General features: G+C 40.0%; 14 protein-coding genes. 10 read left to right on the forward strand and 4 right to left on the reverse strand.

Annotated elements, in window-relative coordinates:
- Positions 1-49 precede the first annotated feature (49 nt).
- Positions 50-1,423: a S41 family peptidase gene (locus BK575_RS25680; RefSeq protein WP_078414354.1), complete on the forward strand. Its 1,374-nt coding sequence runs from the start codon at positions 50-52 to the stop codon at positions 1,421-1,423.
- 60 nt (positions 1,424-1,483) lie between these two features.
- Here the strand turns inward: BK575_RS25680 and BK575_RS25685 are convergent, their stop codons facing one another.
- The 4 genes from BK575_RS25685 to BK575_RS25700 form a co-directional block, all read right to left on the reverse strand.
- A complete protein-coding gene (locus tag BK575_RS25685) occupies positions 1,484-4,165 on the reverse strand; it encodes an S-layer homology domain-containing protein (RefSeq protein ID WP_078414355.1) in 2,682 nt (893 codons plus the stop codon).
- 195 nt (positions 4,166-4,360) lie between these two features.
- Complete coding sequence (locus BK575_RS25690; RefSeq protein ID WP_078414356.1) at positions 4,361-6,805, reverse strand: S-layer homology domain-containing protein; 2,445 nt, start codon at positions 6,803-6,805, stop codon at positions 4,361-4,363.
- A 326-nt stretch (positions 6,806-7,131) separates the two neighbouring features.
- Positions 7,132-8,607: a CAP-associated domain-containing protein gene (locus BK575_RS25695; RefSeq protein WP_078414357.1), complete on the reverse strand. Its 1,476-nt coding sequence runs from the start codon at positions 8,605-8,607 to the stop codon at positions 7,132-7,134.
- A 202-nt stretch (positions 8,608-8,809) separates the two neighbouring features.
- A complete protein-coding gene (locus tag BK575_RS25700; protein ID WP_078414358.1) occupies positions 8,810-11,509 on the reverse strand; it encodes a M14 family metallopeptidase in 2,700 nt (899 codons plus the stop codon).
- Positions 11,510-11,843: 334 nt separating this feature from the next.
- On the opposite strand from BK575_RS25700, the gene BK575_RS25705 reads away from it, so the two are divergent.
- The 9 genes from BK575_RS25705 to BK575_RS28830 all read left to right on the forward strand — a co-directional run bounded on the left by BK575_RS25705 (position 11,844) and on the right by BK575_RS28830 (position 21,859).
- Positions 11,844-13,235, forward strand: a complete 1,392-nt coding sequence (locus BK575_RS25705) for a zinc ribbon domain-containing protein (protein ID WP_078414359.1) — start codon at positions 11,844-11,846, stop codon at positions 13,233-13,235.
- A gap of 616 nt (positions 13,236-13,851) precedes the next feature.
- Positions 13,852-16,125, forward strand: a complete 2,274-nt coding sequence (locus BK575_RS25710; protein WP_078414360.1) for a S8 family peptidase — start codon at positions 13,852-13,854, stop codon at positions 16,123-16,125.
- A gap of 335 nt (positions 16,126-16,460) precedes the next feature.
- On the forward strand, positions 16,461-17,579 hold the full coding sequence (locus BK575_RS29645; RefSeq protein ID WP_407984390.1) for an acyltransferase: 1,119 nt from the start codon (positions 16,461-16,463) through the stop codon (positions 17,577-17,579).
- A gap of 52 nt (positions 17,580-17,631) precedes the next feature.
- A complete protein-coding gene (locus BK575_RS25720) occupies positions 17,632-18,339 on the forward strand; it encodes a glycosyltransferase family 2 protein (RefSeq protein ID WP_078414362.1) in 708 nt (235 codons plus the stop codon).
- A 4-nt stretch (positions 18,340-18,343) separates the two neighbouring features.
- Positions 18,344-18,694: a DUF2304 domain-containing protein gene (locus BK575_RS25725; RefSeq protein ID WP_078414363.1), complete on the forward strand. Its 351-nt coding sequence runs from the start codon at positions 18,344-18,346 to the stop codon at positions 18,692-18,694.
- Positions 18,691-19,032, forward strand: a complete 342-nt coding sequence (locus tag BK575_RS25730; protein ID WP_204524885.1) for an EamA family transporter — start codon at positions 18,691-18,693, stop codon at positions 19,030-19,032. The genes BK575_RS25725 and BK575_RS25730 overlap by 4 nt, the downstream gene beginning before the upstream one ends.
- A gap of 143 nt (positions 19,033-19,175) precedes the next feature.
- Positions 19,176-20,414, forward strand: coding sequence for an ArnT family glycosyltransferase (locus BK575_RS25735; protein ID WP_078414364.1), 1,239 nt, complete (start codon positions 19,176-19,178; stop codon positions 20,412-20,414).
- Positions 20,415-20,658: 244 nt separating this feature from the next.
- A complete protein-coding gene (locus BK575_RS25740) occupies positions 20,659-21,660 on the forward strand; it encodes an acyltransferase family protein (RefSeq protein WP_078414365.1) in 1,002 nt (333 codons plus the stop codon).
- A gap of 58 nt (positions 21,661-21,718) precedes the next feature.
- Positions 21,719-21,859, forward strand: coding sequence for a hypothetical protein (locus BK575_RS28830; RefSeq protein ID WP_169907985.1), 141 nt, complete (start codon positions 21,719-21,721; stop codon positions 21,857-21,859).
- Positions 21,860-21,861: the final 2 nt, after the last annotated feature.

Below are 21,861 nucleotides of genomic sequence, written 5' to 3' on the forward strand. Positions count from 1 at the left end.
ACTATTGTATAATACAATAAGATTCATAGGAAGGGATAGGGAAAAAAGGATGAAGCTTACACGCAAGCTCACGGTGCACTTGGCTGCCATCACTATGGCTCTTTCTTGCTTTACATCTAGTGCTTACGGAGCAGAACCAATTGAAGAAGTTCGAAATTATGTCAAAAATTATTATGTAGATAAAGTGGATGATTCCGTTCTTCATCTGCCGACCGTAGATGAGGTTTTATCGAAGCTCGACCCGTACTCCACGCACTTTACAGCAGAAGAGTACCAGCAATTCATGAATGCCATCAATCAAAGTTATGTCGGAATCGGCATCGGCCTTGAGCAGCAGGAGCAAAAGCTCATGATTCCAACTGTATACCCCGGCTCCCCTGCCGATCGCGCCGGATTACAGGAAGGAGATATCATTATTTCGGTTAATGGCCAAATGCTGTTTGGGTCGACTCTTGAACAGGCTGCCGAACTGCTTCAAGGAGAAGCGGGCACGAGCGTATCGCTTGTTATTCAGCGCAGTGAGGAAACAATATCATTTCGTGTAACAAGAGAAGAAATTGTTTTTCCAACGATCATCACAGAACGTTTAGCAGGAAATGCCGGTTATATATACATTGCTAGTTTCAATGAAGAAACGGTACCCTCTTTACAAAAAGCACTTGCGGACATGCCCGATGTTGAACATTGGATTGTCGATTTACGCGATAACCCGGGCGGCTATGTCGATTCCGCTCTTGAAATGCTCGGAATGTTTCCATCGATCCGTACAGCTTTAATCGTTGAAAGCAGAGCGGGAAAAGAAGCTTATCCGGCAATCCCGCAAAAACGGAAATTTACCAGTCCTATCGCCCTTCTCACAAACGGAAACAGCGCCAGCTCCTCCGAGATTGTAGCCGGGACGTTAAAAGCAACAGATAACGCTGTCTTATATGGAGAAAAGACCTTCGGAAAGGGCTTAATGCAAACATTATTTGAATTGAAAAACGGAGATGTCTTAAAGCTGACCACTTATCGTTTTTATACACCCAAAGGAGAAGTGATCCAGCAAACGGGAATTGTTCCCCACATTATCACGGAAACTCCGTTGGAAGATGCCCATGAAGCATGGCTGGAAGCAAAGTACAAAACGTATAAAGAGTGGCCCGACTTAAAAGATGTCGAATCAGCCAAAGACTTTACGATCACGTTCCCTGAAGCGGTAAACGGCCATTCTTTACTCCGTCAAAAAATTGAATTGGTTGAACTCGGCGGTCAATCCGTCCCTGTCGACTTCACCCAAACAAATCTTCGACAAGTAGCCATTCATCCGAAAGAGCCATTAAAACCGCATGGAGAATATATGCTCATCGTCCATCCAGGATGGAAGACGTTTAAAGGTAAAGAAATTAAACAGGGCAACAGAGTCGAAATCGATGTTCAGTAGTCTTAATCTACAAAAATGGTCATGGGCAAACATTAGCCCATGACCATTTTTACGTGAATTTTATTTAGTAACTTGAAGATTGGCAAAGCTGCTTAACACGTTACCCGCTTGATCGGTGATATTCATGTTTGCCGCTGGTTTAATCGTCATAACTTTGGCTGCTTCCGTTGCCGTGAGCGGTTCATTGAATGCAATTTCGTATTTTGTGTTCCCCGAATTGGCTACCGCTGCCTCGTTTTGATACGCTTTGGACGTGTTATCGATGAATACTTCGAAATCAGCAGAAGGGGTACTCTCGCTTCCTCCGATTGTCGCATCCGTAAGCGCCTCGTTGAATGTCAACACGATTTTCGAGCCGTCAGATGCTAAAACGGCACTTAATAAGGAAGGTTTCGTATTATCTATAAACTGAATCGTTTCTTGATAAACGTTCCCTTTTAACAGATTGCCGGCCGCATCCTTTACGTTTTGAATCTTCAAGACGCGATTTGCGTTTTCCTTGAACTGTCCGTCCTTCAGTTTAAGAATAACTTCTTGCATGCCTCCATTGAAGTAGGCGTCTTCAAACACTTTCATGCCATCGACTGTATAGTTGTTCACATCAATGGCGCTTGCACCCATTTTTTCGCTATATTGAACTTTCACTGTCCCGTTTGCGGCATCATACGTCACGTTCCCCGCTGCTTCGCCGTTTGAATCGGAAAGTTCCGGTCTTACCGTATCCGCATCCGCCGTTAACGTGAAATAGACTTTATATGCTTCACTATTATTATTTAAATCTTTCACTCCGCCTTCAGCAAACTCCAAACGGTATGCACCTTCAACCACTTCAGAAATGTGCTCACTAAGATCCACTACAATTCGTTCGCTATCATAAGGGTTTACTGTAATATCTTCAGCTTTTACCGTCTGCACGACCCCGTTCGGCGCTACAAGTCTAGCCGTTGCACCTGAAGAAAGGATGACTTTTTCATTAAAGGTCACGTATACAAGATTGCCTTTTGTTCTTGTTTCTACGATACTCGCAGCCGTTTGATCCAAATAAGAAACCGTCTCGGTCACCGTTTTAATCTCGTTGCCCGCATAATCCTTTTGACCGGTGAATGTCAACTTGTTAAAAGCATCATTATTCAAGGAACCGATGTGAATTGTATAAACCTTCCCTGTCGCATCTATCTTATAGTCACCTTTTGTATCGAGTTTGCTGTCTTTCATTAAAGAGAAGGCATTGTCACCGTTGACCGAAATGGTACCCGCTTCATAAAGGGGCTCGCTGAATGTGACCTCGACGAGATTCTTGCTTAAAAGAGTGACTTTTTGGACTTCAGGTGCTGTTTGATCGTCTGAACCGATCGTCAAATTGGCTTCCACTTTATTATTGGTAAAATAGTTATTAGCCAAATCCTTCGCACCAACCATCGTAAGTGCATAGCGTCCATTTTCCAGAGATGAGGTATCAATTTCGACAACATCATTTCCTGCCGTAAACGGGGCGGTAATGGTTTTTGTGACGCCACCTTCATCCTTTAATGTTAATGTTCCAATTGTTGAAAGCGGCTCTGTGAAACGAATTGTTACTTTACCGGCAGCCTTGATGTAGTTTAATGAAGAAACAGCTGGTGCCGTATCATCATTCATTTTTATTACTTCATCGAACGTCATGAAGTCTTCTCCGCCCATTGTCTCTATTCCGTCTACAACGAAGCGATAAGTCTTATTATTCATAAGTAGAGATTTTGTTGCCGCCACTACCGTTATTCCATCATCTTGGAGCTCCACCGACTCAACCGCTTCGCCATCTATCGTAATATTACTTGCTGTTAATGTATCCTCATTTATTTTTTTATTGAAATGGAGTTCAACGGTTTTTAAGTTGACCGCTTCCACCTTTGTCACCATTGGGATTAACGCTTCGACGATTACTTTCACAGATGCTTTTTTATCTGTTCCTTTAATGGTGCCTTCTACTGTAAATTCTCCTGTCTTAGAAGTGTCCAGCTTGCTCCATTGAACCTCTACTTCCCCTTTTTCACCATTGGCATATGTAACTTCCACTGTTTTCGGAAGGTCGGCCTCCTGATCTTCTTTCACTCGAATATCTCCCAATGAAGCCACTTTCATAATATCACCGCGCTGTGCTGCTAGGGCACGATAAACGAAAGAGGCAAATTGCGCCCTCGTTACCTTCTCTTTTGGACGGAACACCTCGACATTGGTCACGCCATTTTCCGAAAGAATCTCAATGTAAGAGCGGAACTGATCCTGCGCTTGATCTAAATCCTTTACCTGGCTTTCCTTTCCGGCGATGCGGATTAAATCAAATGCTTCTACTAACACTTTGGCCATTTGTTCACGTGTAATATGAATGTAAGGCATTAAGTTGCCGTTTGAACCCGTCATCGCTTTTGCGGTGAATACCTCGTAGGCAGCCTTGACCAGTTCTTGATCCTGAAAGTTTGCAGCTACATCCGTAAATACCGCTTCCACTTTCCCTTCACCTTCAATGGTACGTGCAATCATTTTCGCTGTCTGACCGCGGGTAATAGGGTCATTGGGACCAAAAGTGCCGTTCGGATAACCTTTAATAATCCCTTTATCCGTTAATACATCAATCGCCTCCGCGTGAGAAGTTCCCTTTTCGACATCCGGAAACGTGGCCGCATGCGCAACGGGAACCATCACCCCAGTTGCCATAACAGCAGATACAGACCCAGCCAAGAATTTGCGATAATTAGTAGACATTCAAAAAAATCCCCCTTAGTATATGGTAAGTTAATAGACTGTTACTTCCAAGGGATATTTAACCAGTTTAAAAGAGAGCGAAACCTGTTTTGCAATATTTTTTATAAAACCAATCAACAAAAAGAGAGCTATCACGAATGTGATAGCTCTCTTTCGACATATGTCGCGTTATTTCGAGTGGTGACAGGTACCTTATTAGTTGATTGCTTTTGTTACTTCAACCACTTCGAAAGAAGCATGTTTGTTGCCAGCAGCATCTGTTACTTCGAATTTCTCTGCTGGTTTGATTGTGATAGCTTTCGCTAATTGTTGGCTAGTTAAAGCAGTTCCTAAAGTTAGCTTTACTTCTTTAGCGTTTGCACCAACTGCTTCTGCTACAGTGCCTTCATATGCTTTACCGTCAACGAATACAGCAAAGTCAGCTACTGGAGTACCTTCTGCGATAGAATCCGCAGCCATGTTTTCGCTGAATGTTAAGACGATGTCTTTACCGTTTACTAACTCAGCTTTTTGAAGAGCTGGCAATACGTTCTCAACAAGAGCTACATTATCTTTTACTTCTTTCACTGCAGTACCGTCTGCTGCTTTAACACCAGATACTGTTAATTCATAGTTTCCTGAAGCCTTAACAGAACCTTCTTCAAGTGTTAATTCAACAGCTGCACCGTTGTCGTCGTTTTTAGTTAAAACCGCTTTTTCTACTTCTACACCTTCAATTGCATAGTTGTCAGTGTCAACTGCAGAAGCGCCGTTTACTTTACCATTGAACGTTACTGTGATTGCATTTTTACCGTTGTCAACGATAGTAGCTGCCACTTCTTGAGGGTCAACTTGCTCATCGTCCATACCGCGTACGAATGTAATTTCTTCTGCTTCGCTCTTATTCTTTGATTGAGCTGTATCAGTTACGAAACCTTCTGCTAATGTAACTGTCCAGTTTCCTTTAACAGCGTCTGCTAAAGCAACTTTTACAACTTTTGCATTATCTTTGTCTAAAACTGGAGTAGCTTTGAATGTTTTAGTAGATGTTACATAGTCAGCAACATGTTTACCTTCGAATGTTACTTCTTGTCCACTTACAGTTACTTCTTCGTCATAAGTAAGAACAAGAACTTCTTTGCCGTCTACTTTCTCTACTTTTTGGCTTACAAGCTCAGGAGCTTCAGTATCTACTGCAACGATTACTTGCTTTGTGAAGTCTTCTGCTTTGTTACCAGCTTTATCTTCGATACCTGTGATCTCAATTTTGTTAACGCCATCTGCAAAGTCATGTGTTACAGTGTAAGTTACACCATCTTCGTCAGCTTCTACTTTTGTTGCAGCATTGCCGTTGATTTTTACTGTTGGAGCTTTTACTGCTTCAGAGAATGTTACTTTTGCTTTTGTATCAGATAAAACTTGTACTGATTTTACTTCAGGAGCTACTTTATCTGCTTCTTGCTTTTCAACAGTTACTTTCACTGGGTTTGGAGAAATGTAGTTGCCAGCAAAGTCTTTTGCACCAACGATTGTTACTTCTACTTCAGATTTCTCTTTAACAGCTGTTAAATCAACAGTGATGAAGTTTTCACCAGCTGTGTGTGCTGCTACTTTAGCATCAGCATTGTTCACCGTTACTTCACCAACCGTTTTAACTGGCTCAGAGAACATGATTTTCGCTGTGTTTACATCAACATATTCAACATCTGCAACTGTAGGGCGAGTTGTGTCTTCAGCTACGAAGAATCCAGCAAATGCTTCTACTTCATTTCCGTCAACGTCTTTAACGCCAGTGATTGTTACAGCATATTTACCTTTGAAGATTTCATCTCCAGCAGCAGTGATTACTAATGACTTGCCATCTTCGCTCAATTCAGCTTTTGCTTTTGATAAATCAACGCCTTTTGCGTCAGCTACTGTATCGATAGCAACTGAATCTTTTAATTTGCCGTTTTCGTCCATGATTGTGTTTACACTTACCGCAGTAGCGAATTTAACTTCAACTTGCTTACCGTTGATTGCTTCTACGCTTTCAACTGCAGGAGTCACTTCTTTGATTAAGTTCATCGCACGGTAAACGAATGCAGCGAATTGGCCGCGTTTTACTGTTTCAGTTGGGCGGAAGTTTCCGTCAGCAACTTGAGTTACACCGTTTTCAGCTAAGATTTGGATGTATTCACGTTGGCTTTCATGAGCTTTTTCTAGGTCTTTGATTTCAACGTCAGAACCTTCAACATGCTCTAAGTCGAAGTGCTCAACAATGATTTTTGCCATTTGTTGACGAGTTAATTTTGAATAAGGGTTTAATTTACCGTTTGCACCAGTCATAACACCAGCTTCGTTTACTTCGTAAGCTGCTTTTGTTAATTCTTCGTCAGATAAAGAAACGTCAGAGAATACTTGCTCTAATTTGCCTTCGCCTTCGATTAAACGAGCGAATACAACTGCAGCTTGACGGCGAGTTAATTCACCGTTGATATCGAACTTTCCATCTTTTCCGACAAAAATTCCTTTTTCTGCTAAATCGTTAATTGCTTCCGCGAATTGATGATCAGCTGGAACATCAGAGAAAGATGCTGCACTTGCTGCTGGTGCGATTGCGCTTGCTACTACAGCTGCTGTTACAGTGCCAGCTACGAATTTACGATAGTTTTTAGACATGTTGAAAAGCCCCCTAAGTATTGTTCATTCATAATTTAAGTAGTTAAGTAATTGATTATGGTGATTATGTCGATTATTGTCGAAAGATGCCACTTTTCCCATATTGGGAAATACCTGAGCAACTTTCTATTAAAATACTAACATGGTATTATCAAGAAAAAAAGCGGTTATTATTGTAACGATTGGTAAACATATGATATAATAAAAAAATATGGAAATTTAAAGCTCCTTTTGACATAGACGAAACCCTATTTATCGGACTTATATACCTAATAAAATGTAAAAAAATGCGCGACTGCAGAGCAATCGCGCATTTTTCATTCTTTCTATGGGGTAAAAAAGTTTTGGGCATAGTATGGAATGGAATTTCCATTAAATGCAACCCCTACTCCTAAATACGTCCATTTCGGCTGCAGCACATTTTTACGATGGCCTAATGAATTCATTAACGCTTCATGGGCAAAGATACTGCTGAATTGCCCCATCGCAATGTTCTCTCCGGCCATTGAATAGGAAATGCCGTCCCGATCCATTCGCTGGAAAGGAGAAAGCCCCTGCAGATTTTGATGGTTAAAATAGTTATTCTTAGCCATGTCTGCGCTATGCTTTCGAGCTGTATTCGAAATAGGATCATGCCATTTTAAAATCGACAACCCGTTTTTCACTCTTGTCGCATTGACCAAATCAAACAATTGCCATTCAAAGCCTTTGCGAAGAGAATCGCTTCCTTTCCCGTAAAAGCCTTGCTTTCTTTCTTCCGCACTTTTTTCCATCAACTGAACAGCGGTTACTTTCTCACTGTTATGCAAATCATAGAAGAAAGTGACATACACGTTCCGAATCAAATACGTATCATATTCTTCATCTTCAATCGCGTAGTTCGTCCCGCCTTTTTGAATTGTTTTAAGAGGAGTTCCCCATGCGTGACGGACGGCTGTTTTCGCGGAACCAATCTTAATCTCTTTTCCAATATTGGCCACATCCTGGTTTGTGTATAAGGAAACTACTTTGCCGTTTGCGTAGCCTGTCATGAAGAACTGTTTGTAGTTTTGATGATACGTATTCCACACAAGGCCGTACTCATTGATTCCTTTTCGTTGGGGCTCTCCGTAGTATGCTTCTACTTGGGACTGCCCATCCCCTATTGCAATCCCTTTGACGGACAAATCTCTCGTTTGCTGAAAGAGGGATTGTTCAACCACTTTTAAGGTTTTTGGAAGGTCACTTGTATGAAAACGGTGCAAAAGGGTCATTCCTTGAGCTCGAGTAAGGAGCGCATCTGGATGGAAAGATTCATACGTTTTAAGATAAGTCCCCTGGCTCGAAGGATAGCCTGTCGAAAGCTGCTGATCATACATCCATTGAACTGCTTGCTTTTCCGTCATATTTTTTCCTGTTACAGCTTGTGCAAGAAGCAAAGCCGTATCTCCCCGCCGGATGGCAGTATGGGATGATTTAATTCCTTTTACTGGAAGATGATAGTTTGCGGCCATTTCATATTGCTTTGAGGCCCAATGTTGAGCGTCCTTTGAAGCCAATTCCAATTCCTTTGGTGCAAGATAACGGAGGAGCATGGTCAAATACTGTGCTTCTGTTAACGCCTGGTATGGTTTTAATAGCTGCTCTTTCGGATACCCCATCACGATTCCATTTTCAACCGCCCATGTTACAGGCTGGGCCCAATAAGCCTTCTCATTATAATCGTGGTAAGCAGAGACACCGGAACTAACACCATATGAATGATTGCTTGTAAAATTCAAAAAAACCGCCATCATTAAGAAAAGGATGACTACTCGTCTCATTTTGTCTCATCCTCCGTTCTAGTTATCTTCAACACTATTATAAGGAATCTGTTCCTATGAAAACAGACCTCTATCATACTATTTTTACACGTTAAATCCGTTATAAACGTCTTAATAGGAAATTTCGTACGACCTTTTTCTACAATAAAGCGACGAGCAGTATCCCGAAAGAGATACTGCCCGTCGCTTTATTTAAATGAATTTACTTAACTGAATTAGCAAAAATCGCATTCGACAAGAGTCGATAGCTTTGCTTTGTGTGCGCACGGAATGTAAGATCATTGGCATAAGCTACCATGTTATAATCATCCTGCTGCCACGAGAAGGCCATGATTTGTCCTTTCACTTGCTCTTTGCCCGGCCACCAGCCTGCTTTGTAAAAATCAGCCGCACTGCTTACCTGCAACAACTCTTGCGCTCCAGCCGGCAGCGTTTTAATCCATGTACCGGAAGCCGTATAAATCCATTCTTCATTTTCATAACCAGATGTATATATATGATTTGGAGTGACGTTCATTTTAAGAATGCCCTCATGATAGAAATCCGTATTTCCATATTCAAGACCTGGAACAATATTTTGATCTTTTACATATTTCAGCGCTCCGCCTCCAGAGAAAATATAGGTTTTCCCTGTTTGAACCTTCGCTTTTCCTTGATCATCAAAGATGAGGGAACTGTCTGCTTCTGCCCCAAGCGTAAAGCCCAGTTCGTTCAGAATAAATTTGGATGCTGCGCTTCCTGCCGCATAGATTGATTTCTTTTCTAGTTTTTTCGTTGTAAGCTCACCTTTGGCAGGAGTGATCTCTACCATATATTTAGAAGCGAAAGATTGTAAATCTTTCGATAACACCACAAAGTCACCTGCACGGTAATCTCCGCTTGCTTCCGTTACATACTGCACATCTCTTCCTTGTCCAAGCAATTCATTCACAAGCTTAACGGCATCATTGTTCGTATTGCCAACCACATATTTTTCGACCTTTTTATCAATAGCCAAAGCCAGCTTGTCTACTTTACTTACTGCAGTTGTTTTGTTTTTAAAAGCATTTTTCTGGTAAATGCCATAACGGTCAAAGCCGCGCAAATCAGGGAAATTCGTAATAACAGAATCATACATCGCTTCCCAATCGGATACATCTTCACCATCTGCTAAAACGGCATTGGCCAGCCCGCGTTTCGCTTGATGCATCGGTACAATGAACGAGCCTTTTGGATATTTGACCCCTTTTATCGTCACTTCTTCTGTCGTTTGTTCTACTTTCATACCATTACGAATCAAGTATTCTACCATATTATAAACTTCTAAATCATTTTTTTGGAGTGATTCAGAAACCGGCAGCACATAATAGTCCGGGAAGAAATTTCGATTTTGATCACGGTCTCGTCCAATTACTTTTCCATCTTGATTGACAAGCCATTGATCAACCTCTTTATTATCTTCGCCATTTACACCGCGTTTAAAAATTTCCAATTGGTTCATGTACAGCTCTTGCTTATGATCAAGCGCATACTTCACTGCCCCGAAATTGGCATAAATTAACGCTTTATTGGACTCTTCATTTAAATCTGGAATTTCGACTGTATGTCCCATCGCACCATGGAACATCGCATACATTGCCGTATAAGCCGTCGTTGCATCATCCCAGCCGTTTTCGTAATCCAATGCAGGAATTTCATATTTTTCATAAGCGGTATTGGCAATACCCGCTCTTCCCATCGCATGGGCATTATCGAGCATACCATCCATCAATAAATCATATTCGAAGTTCGGATTATGAGGAGGTGTACACGGCTCAATCAAAAATCCTTTCACGAACCCGTGCAGATCCAAGAATGATAGTGGTGTCCATTTCGCGATTTCCTGTGTGACGATGACCGATTCTTTTTGCGTTTGATAGCCGTTGTCACGATTCAAGTCAAAGCCGTTTGCATTATGTCTCGTGTTGTTCACACGGCCATCCGCATTATGGGCAAGGTTAAAGATGAAGATAAAGTGATCCAATGCATCGTTCACATCCAGTGTGACTGTTTGTGGATTTCCTTTATCATCTGTTGTTTCATAAGAAATGACATCTTCTTTCGTAAATTGATGCAATAGGTCCAGCATAGCATCCACACCTGGTGCTTCATCCGGATGGATATTATTGAACCAAATCGGTACTTGATAGTTTTCCAGCTTGCCTGACTGAATGTCTTTTTGCAATTGTGCCGGGTTTTCCAATGCCTGCGGAAGCGTTTCATTCAAGTACGTGTTGACTGCCGCTTTATCCTTTGCCAGCACGACAAAATGCATATCTCTTCCTTCTACCGTCTGACCGATTGATTTATATTCGGTGTAACGATCCTGTTTTTTCTCATTGAAAATCTGATCGATTTCCGGCTTGATTTCCTCGTATTTACGATAGCTGTCATAGACATTGAGCTTCAAGGAAACGGCTGCCTTCTCCCCTTTTTTTGGATCTTTCACCGCTAATTCATAATGGTTGATAAACTGTGGATATTTAACGCGAATGCTTCGCGGCGATAAATCATTCGTATCGAACAACAAATCAAAATGAAGAACTGTCCTAATTCGAGTCGTTCCTTTTACATATTGAGGACTTTCTTTAAACGTAATATAAGGTCCCCCCGTAAAGTCTCCCTTATCTTTATTCCATTTCTTCCATGCATTCAACGGCTTCCCGCCAAATGACCACTCTATTTTTGATAAATCCGCTTTGTAGCCTAAATCCACTTCTATCGTTACGTCTCTTGCTTCCGTCATGGAAAGAAGCGATTGGCTGACGCTCATACTGGTTTGTTTCTTTTCTTCTTTAGCTGCTGCAAGAGCCGCACTATTCGGCAGTAAAACAGACAGCATGAGTACGAGCGCGATTAAAAGTATATGAACCTTTTTCTTCATCCCCCTACTTCCTCTCTTTTCTATTATTTGAAAATTATGTATTTTTATATCAAAATCATATCATAGTTTTTCGAAAAGCGAAATATATTAATATACATAAATTGTTTGACACATAAGCCACTTAGGTTTAGAAAATTAGGCATGGCCGTTCTTTGATGGTGTTGAATTTTCTACATCGGTTTATATAATAATAGGGAATTTATGAGAGTATGATGTTCTCCATTTACAATGATAGGTCAATTTGCTAGATTAATGTGTGATAGCAAAAGTAGACCCTGAACCACCTGGGACTATACTGCGCCCGTTAGAGCGGGAAAAAGAAAGGAAAGAGACTATGCAATACCATTTAGAAGATAGACGTTTACCGAAAACGCGGAGTTCTTATTTGTTTGCGGAAACATCAAGGGCGCATGATCCAAACGATGCACCTTCTTCTCGCCTGGAAAAAAAGCGGATCAAGCAAAAACAGCCCGCACCAAAACCGCCGTTATATTCGGTTGCGGCCCTAATTGCCCTCATTCTTCTGATCATTTATATATTTGGTTCGCAGCTGTCGAAGCCGGAGCGCCTCATCCAAAAGCTTGAAGAGGCAGTTCAAAATAAAGATTACGGATACATTGCGGATGTCATGAACGACGGCCAAGATGAGCTGAAGGCCACGGAAGAAGATGCCAAAGCGTTCGTCTCTTATTTAACTCGTGACCAAGCTATATATGAAAAAACAATAAAAAGCTTGCGTGATTCCTATGAGGATGGCCCATCCTATGTTAACCAGGCCGTGAAGCCGTTTATTTCATTGAAGCAAGACGGCCGAAGTTGGTTGTTTTTTGACGGCTATACTTTAAAAATCGAAACATACAAAGCTTATTTGTCAACAAACTATGAAAATGTGGATCTTTATTTGGGAAGCAAAAAAATCGGTACGACCAAATCGGCAGATGATACCGTGATCACACAACCGCTGTTTCCGGGCATTTACACCTTCAAAGCGGTTCCGAATAAAGCCAACAGCGCTCTTGAGAAGAAGCAAAAAGTGGATGTGACAAAATCCATTCATAATAAGGCACAAGTCTATTTGGAGCTAGAGGGTGAATATATTTATCCGTCCTCCAATTACAAAAGCGCCCATTTATTTGTCAATGGAAAAGATACCGGTCTTGAAATCGGCGATATGAACAACGGATTCGGTCCTGTCAGCACGGATGGTTCTGTTGTCGTACACGCGGAAAAAACATTTAAAGACGGCGTGAAACGAAGCAAAAAGGTAAAGGTGGAAGATGAGACAGACCTCTACTTACCGATTGGAGAGGATGAAACATCCAAGATGGAAGAAAACGGAGAAGATGACGATGTTCGTGTCGGTGACTTTTTGAAGCACCATGTGTCCACCTCGATGGATGCGGTTAATCAACATGACTTCTCGTTGGTAGAGGATTCATTCATTAAGGGAAGCAAATACGAAAAGCAAGCAAAAGAGTATGTAAAATACTTAAAGAAAAAAGGCATTACAGAACAATTAAAGGCATTTGATATTAAAGACATTCAACAGCAATCAGATGACCTCTATGTCATTGAAACGTATGAACAATTCGATATTTACTATAAGGACGGCTCAGCAAAACGAAAAAGCTTCAACAGCCGCTACGCCGTCACCTTGACCGAAGACGGTCCAAAAGTAAAAGATTTGTTGGAAAGCAAACAACTAAGCAGCGAGAAGATTCAATAAGCGACGGAGGAAACCATCAAGGGCCATGCCCCATAAGGTTTCCTCTTTTTATTTCCTTTTAGGAACTGATTGACAACAAAAGTAAAAAAAGCCGCCGGCCAAGGCCGACAGCTTCAAAAAGCAAGCGATATCGAAATATAACTTGCTGCGAGGTCTTTTTTTATAGAAAAAACCTCGGTTGGTAGCTTTACTGTAATATGAAAAGGGATACCATTTCAACAGGAAATTTTTTCTGAATAGCGTTTTGGCGAAAAAGGGTTCCAAAGATTTATTTTTCTGCCAACTTTTATCTTTTTGATGATTTTGTTAATAAATTTGTCACAAATATCTTACATATAATTGAATATTACCCATATAATAACTAATTTGGTATATGATTCTTGGTGATATTTATGCTTTTTCTTGCATATAATGATAGAGATAAGATTTTGGTTGGTAAACCATATTTGTTGGCCTGTTCTTCGTGAACAGGCTCTTTTTTTTATCTTTTTATCGGTTCTATATCTATATATTTCCAACAGGGGTTTAACCTATGTAAATAAGCGTTTTTGATGTATGTTCCATAAGTTACTATAATAGTAGATATTCAGAAACTCTTTTTTAAAGGAGACTCATCATGTTAAAAGCGTATCCCCTTTTGTGCATACTCTTATTTTCACTTTTCTCTCTGCCTGGTATAACAAAGGCCGATGAGCAAGAATGGATCCTTCACTTACAAAACGATGAATCCATACTGACTGTTCAGTCATCTTCAGTCACGATATTGGAACAGGAGAACCATCAGTTGAAAATAGCGGCAACACCGCAAGAAGTGAACCGCCTTACCTCGTCTCCTGCCGTTCAATATATTGAGCCAAATAAACAGAAACGAACGAGCTCTCTTCTCTCTTATGATGATCCCATGCTTTTGCAGCAATGGGGATTAGACAATATTCAAGCATTGCCCGCTCTCGAGCAGTACAAGCAACAACCCCGCAATTTACTGAAAGGGTTGACCATTGGTCACGAAAAAGATGGGCAAACGTTCTCCTACAACGAGCAGCCGCTTCCTGCCGGAGATTGGGTGATTCACACCAAAAACGAACCGCTATCTAGAATATCGGTCACTTTGGACGATTTTGAAGGCCCTTGGACAATAAAAATTTTGGATGAGCATGGAAACCTGCTTGCACAAAATGAAGGCCCACTTTTAATATTAGACGTTTTATTGCCCAAAAAGCAAATATTTCGCACTCTGCATGTCCGTATTGAAGGAACAGAAGACTGGAAGAAGCAGCCATCCATCCAAAAATTATACGGTACGAATGCAGCAAGGGTTGCGGTCATCGATTCCGGTATCTCCCCCCATGAAGATTTTTGCGGGAACGTCTTAAAAAGCCTCGGACGCGATTACGTGGAGTCGCTTCCGTACGGGGAAGACCGCTTCGGGCACGGAACCTTCGTGACAGGTATAATGGCTGCCTGCGGCAATAACAGAAAAGGCATGACCGGAGTCATCGGAAATGCACCTGTCGATATCATCCCGTTAAAAGTGTTGGACCAAGCAGGAAACGGCGATGATTTCGATATCAGCCAGGCTATTTATGATGCCATCGATCAAGAAGCGGACATCATTAACATGAGCCTTTCCGGTAAAGGAGAAACAATCATGCTTCGAAAGGCCGTGATGGAAGCGGTCAACCGCGGTATTCTCATCGTAGCGGCAGCCGGCAATGACCAGACGGACACAAGCACCCTCTACCCGGCCTCTTACCCGGGAGTGCTGACGGTCACCGGCACCACGGCCGAACACGCTCCAATCCCCGTCGCCAATTACGGCTGGGAAGTGGACTTGAGTGCACCAGGAGCCAATATCATCAGTACCTTCAAAGAAAACAGCTATAAAACGATGCGCGGCACTTCTCTTGCGGCACCATATGTCAGCGGGGCGGCCGCCTTGTTAAAAACGGAAAACCCGGAGCTGGATGCCGTCTCCCTTCGGCATGCCCTCGTTCGATCTTCCCTTGATATCGGAAAACAAGGAGAAGATTTGTATACGGGATATGGGATGCTTCAAGTGGAGGAGGCACGGAAACTGGCAGCCAAACAACCGGCGGCCATCGAATGGCTCACATTAAAAAACGGACAACCGCTGCTTGAACCTTCATCCCATCTAGTCGGTTTTTCCAAGGATCTAATCGGACAGCAAGCATGGCTGTTTATCGGTGACAGCCTTCAGAGCGTGCAGCACGTGACGGATTCGCTGATGGATGTTTCTCTCCCTTTTGTTCAGGGAACGGCAACGATCAAGCTTTTCACGACCGGTGCGAATCAAAACGTCACGTCCAGGCAAGAGATTCGTACTCAAGAAGAAACAGCCGAAACAACCCCCTTTCAGGACGTTCCCGCTTCTTTCTGGGCCCATGACGAGATTGGACAAGCAGCCACTATGGACATCATTAATGGGTACGGAGACGGCACATTTCGGCCAAATGAGTCCGTATCGCGCCGACATACGACGATGATGCTGGACCGTTTCTTTAAGTGGGACGACCCATCTTCCATGAAAGCTCCCTTTGAAGATGTTCCAAGCGCTCTGCCGGGATTCCTTGCCGTTTCATCCGCTTATGAACAAGGAATTGTGAAAGGATACGATCAACAGTTTCGGCCGAACGGGACATTGACACGGGCACAAATGGCATTAATGCTGGCACGGTCCTTACGTCTGAATGATGCAGCCGGCACGGTTCATCCCTTTCAAGATGTCCCTGTCTCCCATCATGCTTATAAAGAAATTCAGCAGCTTACGGATTTAGGAATCATTTCAAAAGCAGATCGATTCCGACCAAACGATCCGGTGACAAGGGCACAGCTTTGTGCGATGATGATAAGAGCTAAACCGGATCAGTAAAACCATATATGTTTAAAAGGAGGAGGATGGCTCAAACATACCTTTTGAGCCATCCTCCTAAAAGGACCCGTCATGAGAATCCAGTAAAATCAAGGATTCAATGACGGGTCCTTTCAATAAAAAATCATTTTTGCAGCCTGCTTACAACTTATGAGGCAGCCGCTTTCTTTTTGACCATAAATAAAGAAGTATTCTACTATTTCTCAGCGTAACATCTCGGGCATTATTGACCTTCTGTAAAAATTTAAATAATATGTATTAGGATGTCAATATCGCTGAATCATTTATACATTTCATATTGAATAAATAGTTTTAAAAATTAAGGAGTATCTATGATGGAAAGAAATCATTCTATTGATTTTTTTAAGTTCTTCGCATTATTTTTTGTAGTTTGCATACATACAGGTCCCTTTCGTAACGTTCATACAGAGCTGTTTAATGGCGATATCATTAGCTCTATGATTAACATATTTGCCAGATTTGCTGTCCCCTACTTTTTTGCCGTATCCGGCTATTTATTTGGACAAAAATTAATAAGTAGTCGAAATCAAATATCCTATTTTAAAAGATATTTGACGAAACTATGGAAACTATATATCGTGTGGCTTATCTTTTATTTACTTTACAATATATCCTTGAAAGTTTTTCAATCATATAAACAAGGACTGAATATCAAACATGTAATTATTGAATACTTACATACAACAATCACTTTAAGAAAACTCTATTATGGTATAGATAGCAGTTCATCTTTCCATTTATGGTATTTACTAGCTCTAATATGGTCCATTATCATCTTGTTCATTTTTATTAAAATAAACAAAGTAAAGATATTACTAATAATTAGTCTAATATTCAATTTGATAGGACTTTTTGGACAGTCTTACTCTTTTCTTTTTACTTTGCATATCCAAACAAGGGATGCTCTATTTTTTGGGCTATTCTATACTACATTAGGCTACTGTTTTAATCACATAAAAGTAAACAAACGCCCTAAATTATATTTAGCTTTATCTTGTATTTTCGCATTACTACAACTTTTTGAGGGGTTTATACTTATCAAAGTGTTTGAAAGGCCGTTAGGTAACTACTACATATCTACCATACCATTAATTGCGTTCTTATTATCAGTTATCTTAACTAAAAACAATCTAGGAAGAGGATCTATATTTGAAAAAATAGGTAAAACGGCAGTAGGAGTATATATTATTCACCCATTATTTTTAGATTTAGTTGGTAAATTTATGATTTTTTCACACACGGAATTTTTATCAAAAAATTTTATATGGAACCTGCTCTACCCACCTTTTATTTTTATCGTTTCCTATTTCACATATGCCTTTTTACAAGTTATAAAGAAAAAATCAAAAAGAGTCTTGGTTATACAGGACACTAATCAATATACGTTGTCAGCGTTTTTCACATATTTTTCTTATAGGCGACAGACATTATAATATATAATAAGACTGATAGAGAAAATCTGCATCAGAGGCAGGGAATTCATAAATGAATAAAACATTAATTATTGTGCCAGCTTACAATGAGGAAGAATCAATCGCTGGCACATTGCAAGATTTACTCATGATCAAACAAGAAAGGCCTTTTATTGATATATGTGTCATAAATGACGGTTCAAAAGATCGGACATCCTCAATCGTTGAACCTTTTCAGAACATTAAACTAGTAAATCTTCCATACAATCTGGGCATTGGCGGAGCAGTCCAAACAGGCTATCGTTACGCCTATCAGCACGGATATGACATTGCCATTCAATTTGACGCAGACGGTCAGCATAATGCCGAGTCGATTGACGCTCTAATCGAGCCTATTCTTTCAAGGGAAGCAAACATGGTCATCGGATCCCGTTTTTTGGAAAAAACAGATTACAAGAGTACTATGTCCCGGCGTATCGGCATTTATTATTTTACTTTATTGCTTCGTCTTCTTACGGGTCGCATATTCACTGATCCTACATCAGGCTATCGCTCAATCGATAAAAAAATCATTTCCCTGTTTGCCTTTAACTATCCAAAAGATTATCCTGAACCGGAAGTATTAATTCACTTAACAAGAAGAAGCTTTAAAGTCAAAGAAATTACTGTGCATATGAAAGCCCGCCAAGGCGGACGCTCTTCCATTACTCCATTGAAGTCAATCTACTATATGACAAAGGTTACGCTATCTATTGTCATTCAGCGCATTATAAGGGAGTGAAAATATGAACATTATATGGCTTTCTTTTTTGATTGTAGTGAGCATTTTTATTTTCGTAATCGAATCGGTCAGAAGAGGCGTTTTAGAAACAAAGTATTCCATTCTTTGGATTATCACTTGTGTATGCCTTGGTATTTTAAGTGTAAATGAAGTAATCATTAATAAGCTGGCAGGCTGGCTCGGTGTCTATTACGCGCCTTCTCTTCTCTTTTTATTCGGTCTGTTGTTTTTGCTTTTCATAGTCTTTGATTTAACAAGAAGAGTCTCCAAGCTTAACCATCAGCTCGTTTCATTAACACAGGAATATGCATTACTAAAACAAAAATATGAAGACAAAGGAAGTAAAGAATCTTGATTTATGGGCTTGTTTTACTAAATGTCTGCATGCTGGTTACCGGTCAAATCTTATGGAAGATTGCAGTTTCTTCCATTCAAGAGTGGACGATACAATCGATCTTATCATTGATCATCTCTCCTTTTTTTATTGGGGGAGCTTTTCTATATGTACTTGCAACGGGTCTTTGGCTTATGATTTTATCCAAACTTCCGCTGAGTATTGCTTACCCGCTTCAAAGTATTAGCTATGTATTTGGGGCTGTCGCCGCTTATTTCATTTTCAAAGAAACCATTTCCACCCAACAATGGGTTGGCATTACCGTTATTATTTTTGGTGTCTATTTAATCGCTAAATAAAAATAAAGCTAACATTCGGTGGGGATTTCTTCATCTTCAGCCGACTGTTAATTGAGCCTATCAGGCTCTTATGGCATCTAGACCCTCTTTTAAAGTGAGGGTCTAGATGCCATTGGATAAAAAAGGAGGGAGAGGGCATTTCTATGCAAAGGAAAGACACGCCCTTATTTATGAAAAAACATTTACCTATTATACTCGTACTGCTTTTATCTTTTTTGCTGCACATACTTTTCCTCGTCGAACATCCAGGATATTTTAACCTTCACGGGAGCCGGGATGCACAGAAATATGACGAAATGGCTCATCGTTTAATTGAGGAAGGCATTTACGCTTATAACTCCGAGGAATCGAACGCATATGTTACGCCAGCACATCCACTTTATTTAACAGGTATCATCTTATTAGCTGATGTTATTTCCATTGATTACATGGTACTGGTTCGTCTTTTTAATATGGTACTCAGCATAACAACAGTTTGGCTCGTATATGCCATTCCAAAACGATTATTCGAAATGGAAACTATCAGCATCTTAAGTGCTCTTTTATATGGAACATATTTGGCGCCACTTCACTATTTCCGTTCCATGCTGACCGAAACACCCTCTATTTTTATGTTTATGTTTTCTATTTATATCTTTATAGCAGCGATTCAAACAAAATCAACAAAGCTGCATGTATTATTCGGTTTTACGGCATCCATAGCCATTATGTTCCGCCCTACTCCGGCACCAATGCTGCTGTTTGCATGGGCTATTGTCATTTATCAAACAGGCTTTAAGAATGCTATGAAGGTAGGGTTAATCTGGTGGATCGGCCCTCTTTTTATTATTTTTCCATGGTCCATTCGCAACTTAATTGTTCTCGGAGCACCGTACATTTTCTCATCTCATTCAGGGAATCCAATGTTACTTGGCACCAATCCATACTATCTGATTCCAGAAGAAACATTAGCAGCTAAATGGAGAGAAATAGGAATTGAACAGCGAGAATATGCCATCATTCGAATCATCGACGGTTTTCGCTATCAGTTTGCACTTTGGTTCTCATGGTTTACACTTGGTAAAACGATTTGGATGTTCCAACAACCTGAGCCCATTGGAAACTATTATAAATTCTTAATCACCCCTGCAAAATGGTATATCTATCTTAACCATTTCTTTGTTGTATTCAGTAGTTTTATTACAGGTCTCATATTCCGCAAGCATAAGCCCTTGTTCTGCTTATTTATCATTTTAGTAAGTTATCTTGCTATTTCGAATGTTTTCTTACCTTTAACTCGTTATGGCTCCTTTATTTTTCCTGTAATGTGTATAATCGGATCCTACGGAGCAGTAGTTATAGCACAAAAATTGGTACAGCTTAAAAGAAAAATTGTATCTTAGCTGTAAGAAAAAACATATCAATAACTTATCAACGTTAACAATATAGTGTCTTAAGCTTCAGTGTAAAAAGCAATATTGAGGTAAAACATTATCACACCTGAATATACTGATACGATTACTCTCGGAAAGGTGTCTACTAGGTATATAAAAATGAACAATGACTGAATGTATTTATATCTTATGATAGTAAAGATAAAAAAACGGATACTACTCAGGTATAATTTGCAACAAGGAGAAGAAAGATATGGTAGGAATTGATATAAAAAAAAGGGGAATTATAGATGCAAAAGTAACAGAACAAAGTAAAGGGATAGCTATATTACTGGTTATCCTTGGACATCTACATATTATCCCTCGTTCTGGGGCTTGGGGAGTAGCCATATTCTTACTCTTGTCTGGTTTTGGTTTGACTCAATCTTATTTAAAAAATGGTTTAAACAATTTTTTGGCAAAACGTCTTAGTAAAGTTATCTTACCTTATTTTATTGTTACTTCCGTTTGGTTAATTTTAGATACCTTTATATTGAATAAACACTATTCATTCATTACTATTATCCTAGGATTAAGTGGATTAGACTTTAAAGCAACTATTGATGCAAGCATGTGGTACATAACTTACATTATATTATGGTATCTAATGTTTTATTTAGTTTTTAAATTTAGCATGAACACAATTGTTAGACTGGCTATACTTTTTAGTTTTGCCAGCCTCCTTGGAATCCTGGATATAAAATTGAATATATTCGCATATGGTTCTGGAGCTTATCTCTATATATTTGAGTTTCCTTTAGGAGTATTATTTGGAATTCTTTATTCCAAAATTATTGATATAAAAATTAATAAATTAATGGTATCTGTTGCTTCAATTACCATTTTAAGTTTTCTGTTATTTTTCTTTTTTTTAAATCAGTTGAACCAAGCCGGTTTTTACGCTGAACTTTGTTATGCGTTGTCCAATTTAGCATGTGGCATTGGAATTATAAGCTTCTTATCCTTTATTTCATTTTATAAAATCTCTAGTCATATACTGTTATTTCTAGGTAGTATATCCTATGAACTCTATTTGCTCGAATGGGCTTTCTTAGCTAAATATAAAATATTTGATGGCATTAAAGATACAAATTATATAGGTTATCTAGTGACTTATTTTACTTTCATTATCATACTTAGTTTTTTTATTAAAAAATTTATGGGTGCCACTTTCACCACCCGAAGTTTATCGAAATCCCGCTCCCGAATAAAATAGAAACGCTTAGTCAAAACTTAGTGAGAATGACAAATCGATTTCTGAAAGGGGCTTTTCCATGGAACAGAACGATCATTATCCGATTGCGAATTTACATACTGACCAATTGGACAAAATTCGTGATTTGGAACAACAGTTGAACCAAGGAACCAATGAGAAGATTGTATTGATTGCGTATCATCAGGAAGAAAGTCAGTAAAA

The organism is Priestia abyssalis (genome assembly GCF_002019595.1).
GTDB classification, from domain to species: Bacteria; Bacillota; Bacilli; order Bacillales; family Bacillaceae_H; genus Bacillus_BA; species Bacillus_BA abyssalis.

Excerpts from the sequence above, each read along its gene's own strand:
- BK575_RS25700 (WP_078414358.1), bottom strand. The coding sequence starts at position 11,509 with ATGAAGAAAAAGGTTCATATACTTTTAATCGCGCTCGTACTCATGCTG.
- BK575_RS28830 (WP_169907985.1), top strand. The coding sequence starts at position 21,719 with ATGGAACAGAACGATCATTATCCGATTGCGAATTTACATACTGACCAA.
- BK575_RS25695 (WP_078414357.1), bottom strand. The coding sequence starts at position 8,607 with ATGAGACGAGTAGTCATCCTTTTCTTAATGATGGCGGTTTTTTTGAAT.
- BK575_RS25735 (WP_078414364.1), top strand. The coding sequence starts at position 19,176 with ATGCAAAGGAAAGACACGCCCTTATTTATGAAAAAACATTTACCTATT.
- BK575_RS25680 (WP_078414354.1), top strand. The coding sequence starts at position 50 with ATGAAGCTTACACGCAAGCTCACGGTGCACTTGGCTGCCATCACTATG.
- BK575_RS29645 (WP_407984390.1), top strand. The coding sequence starts at position 16,461 with ATGGAAAGAAATCATTCTATTGATTTTTTTAAGTTCTTCGCATTATTT.
- BK575_RS25705 (WP_078414359.1), top strand. The coding sequence starts at position 11,844 with ATGCAATACCATTTAGAAGATAGACGTTTACCGAAAACGCGGAGTTCT.
- BK575_RS25725 (WP_078414363.1), top strand. The coding sequence starts at position 18,344 with ATGAACATTATATGGCTTTCTTTTTTGATTGTAGTGAGCATTTTTATT.
- BK575_RS25740 (WP_078414365.1), top strand. The coding sequence starts at position 20,659 with ATGGTAGGAATTGATATAAAAAAAAGGGGAATTATAGATGCAAAAGTA.
- BK575_RS25685 (WP_078414355.1), bottom strand. The coding sequence starts at position 4,165 with ATGTCTACTAATTATCGCAAATTCTTGGCTGGGTCTGTATCTGCTGTT.
- BK575_RS25720 (WP_078414362.1), top strand. The coding sequence starts at position 17,632 with ATGAATAAAACATTAATTATTGTGCCAGCTTACAATGAGGAAGAATCA.
- BK575_RS25690 (WP_078414356.1), bottom strand. The coding sequence starts at position 6,805 with ATGTCTAAAAACTATCGTAAATTCGTAGCTGGCACTGTAACAGCAGCT.
- BK575_RS25710 (WP_078414360.1), top strand. The coding sequence starts at position 13,852 with ATGTTAAAAGCGTATCCCCTTTTGTGCATACTCTTATTTTCACTTTTC.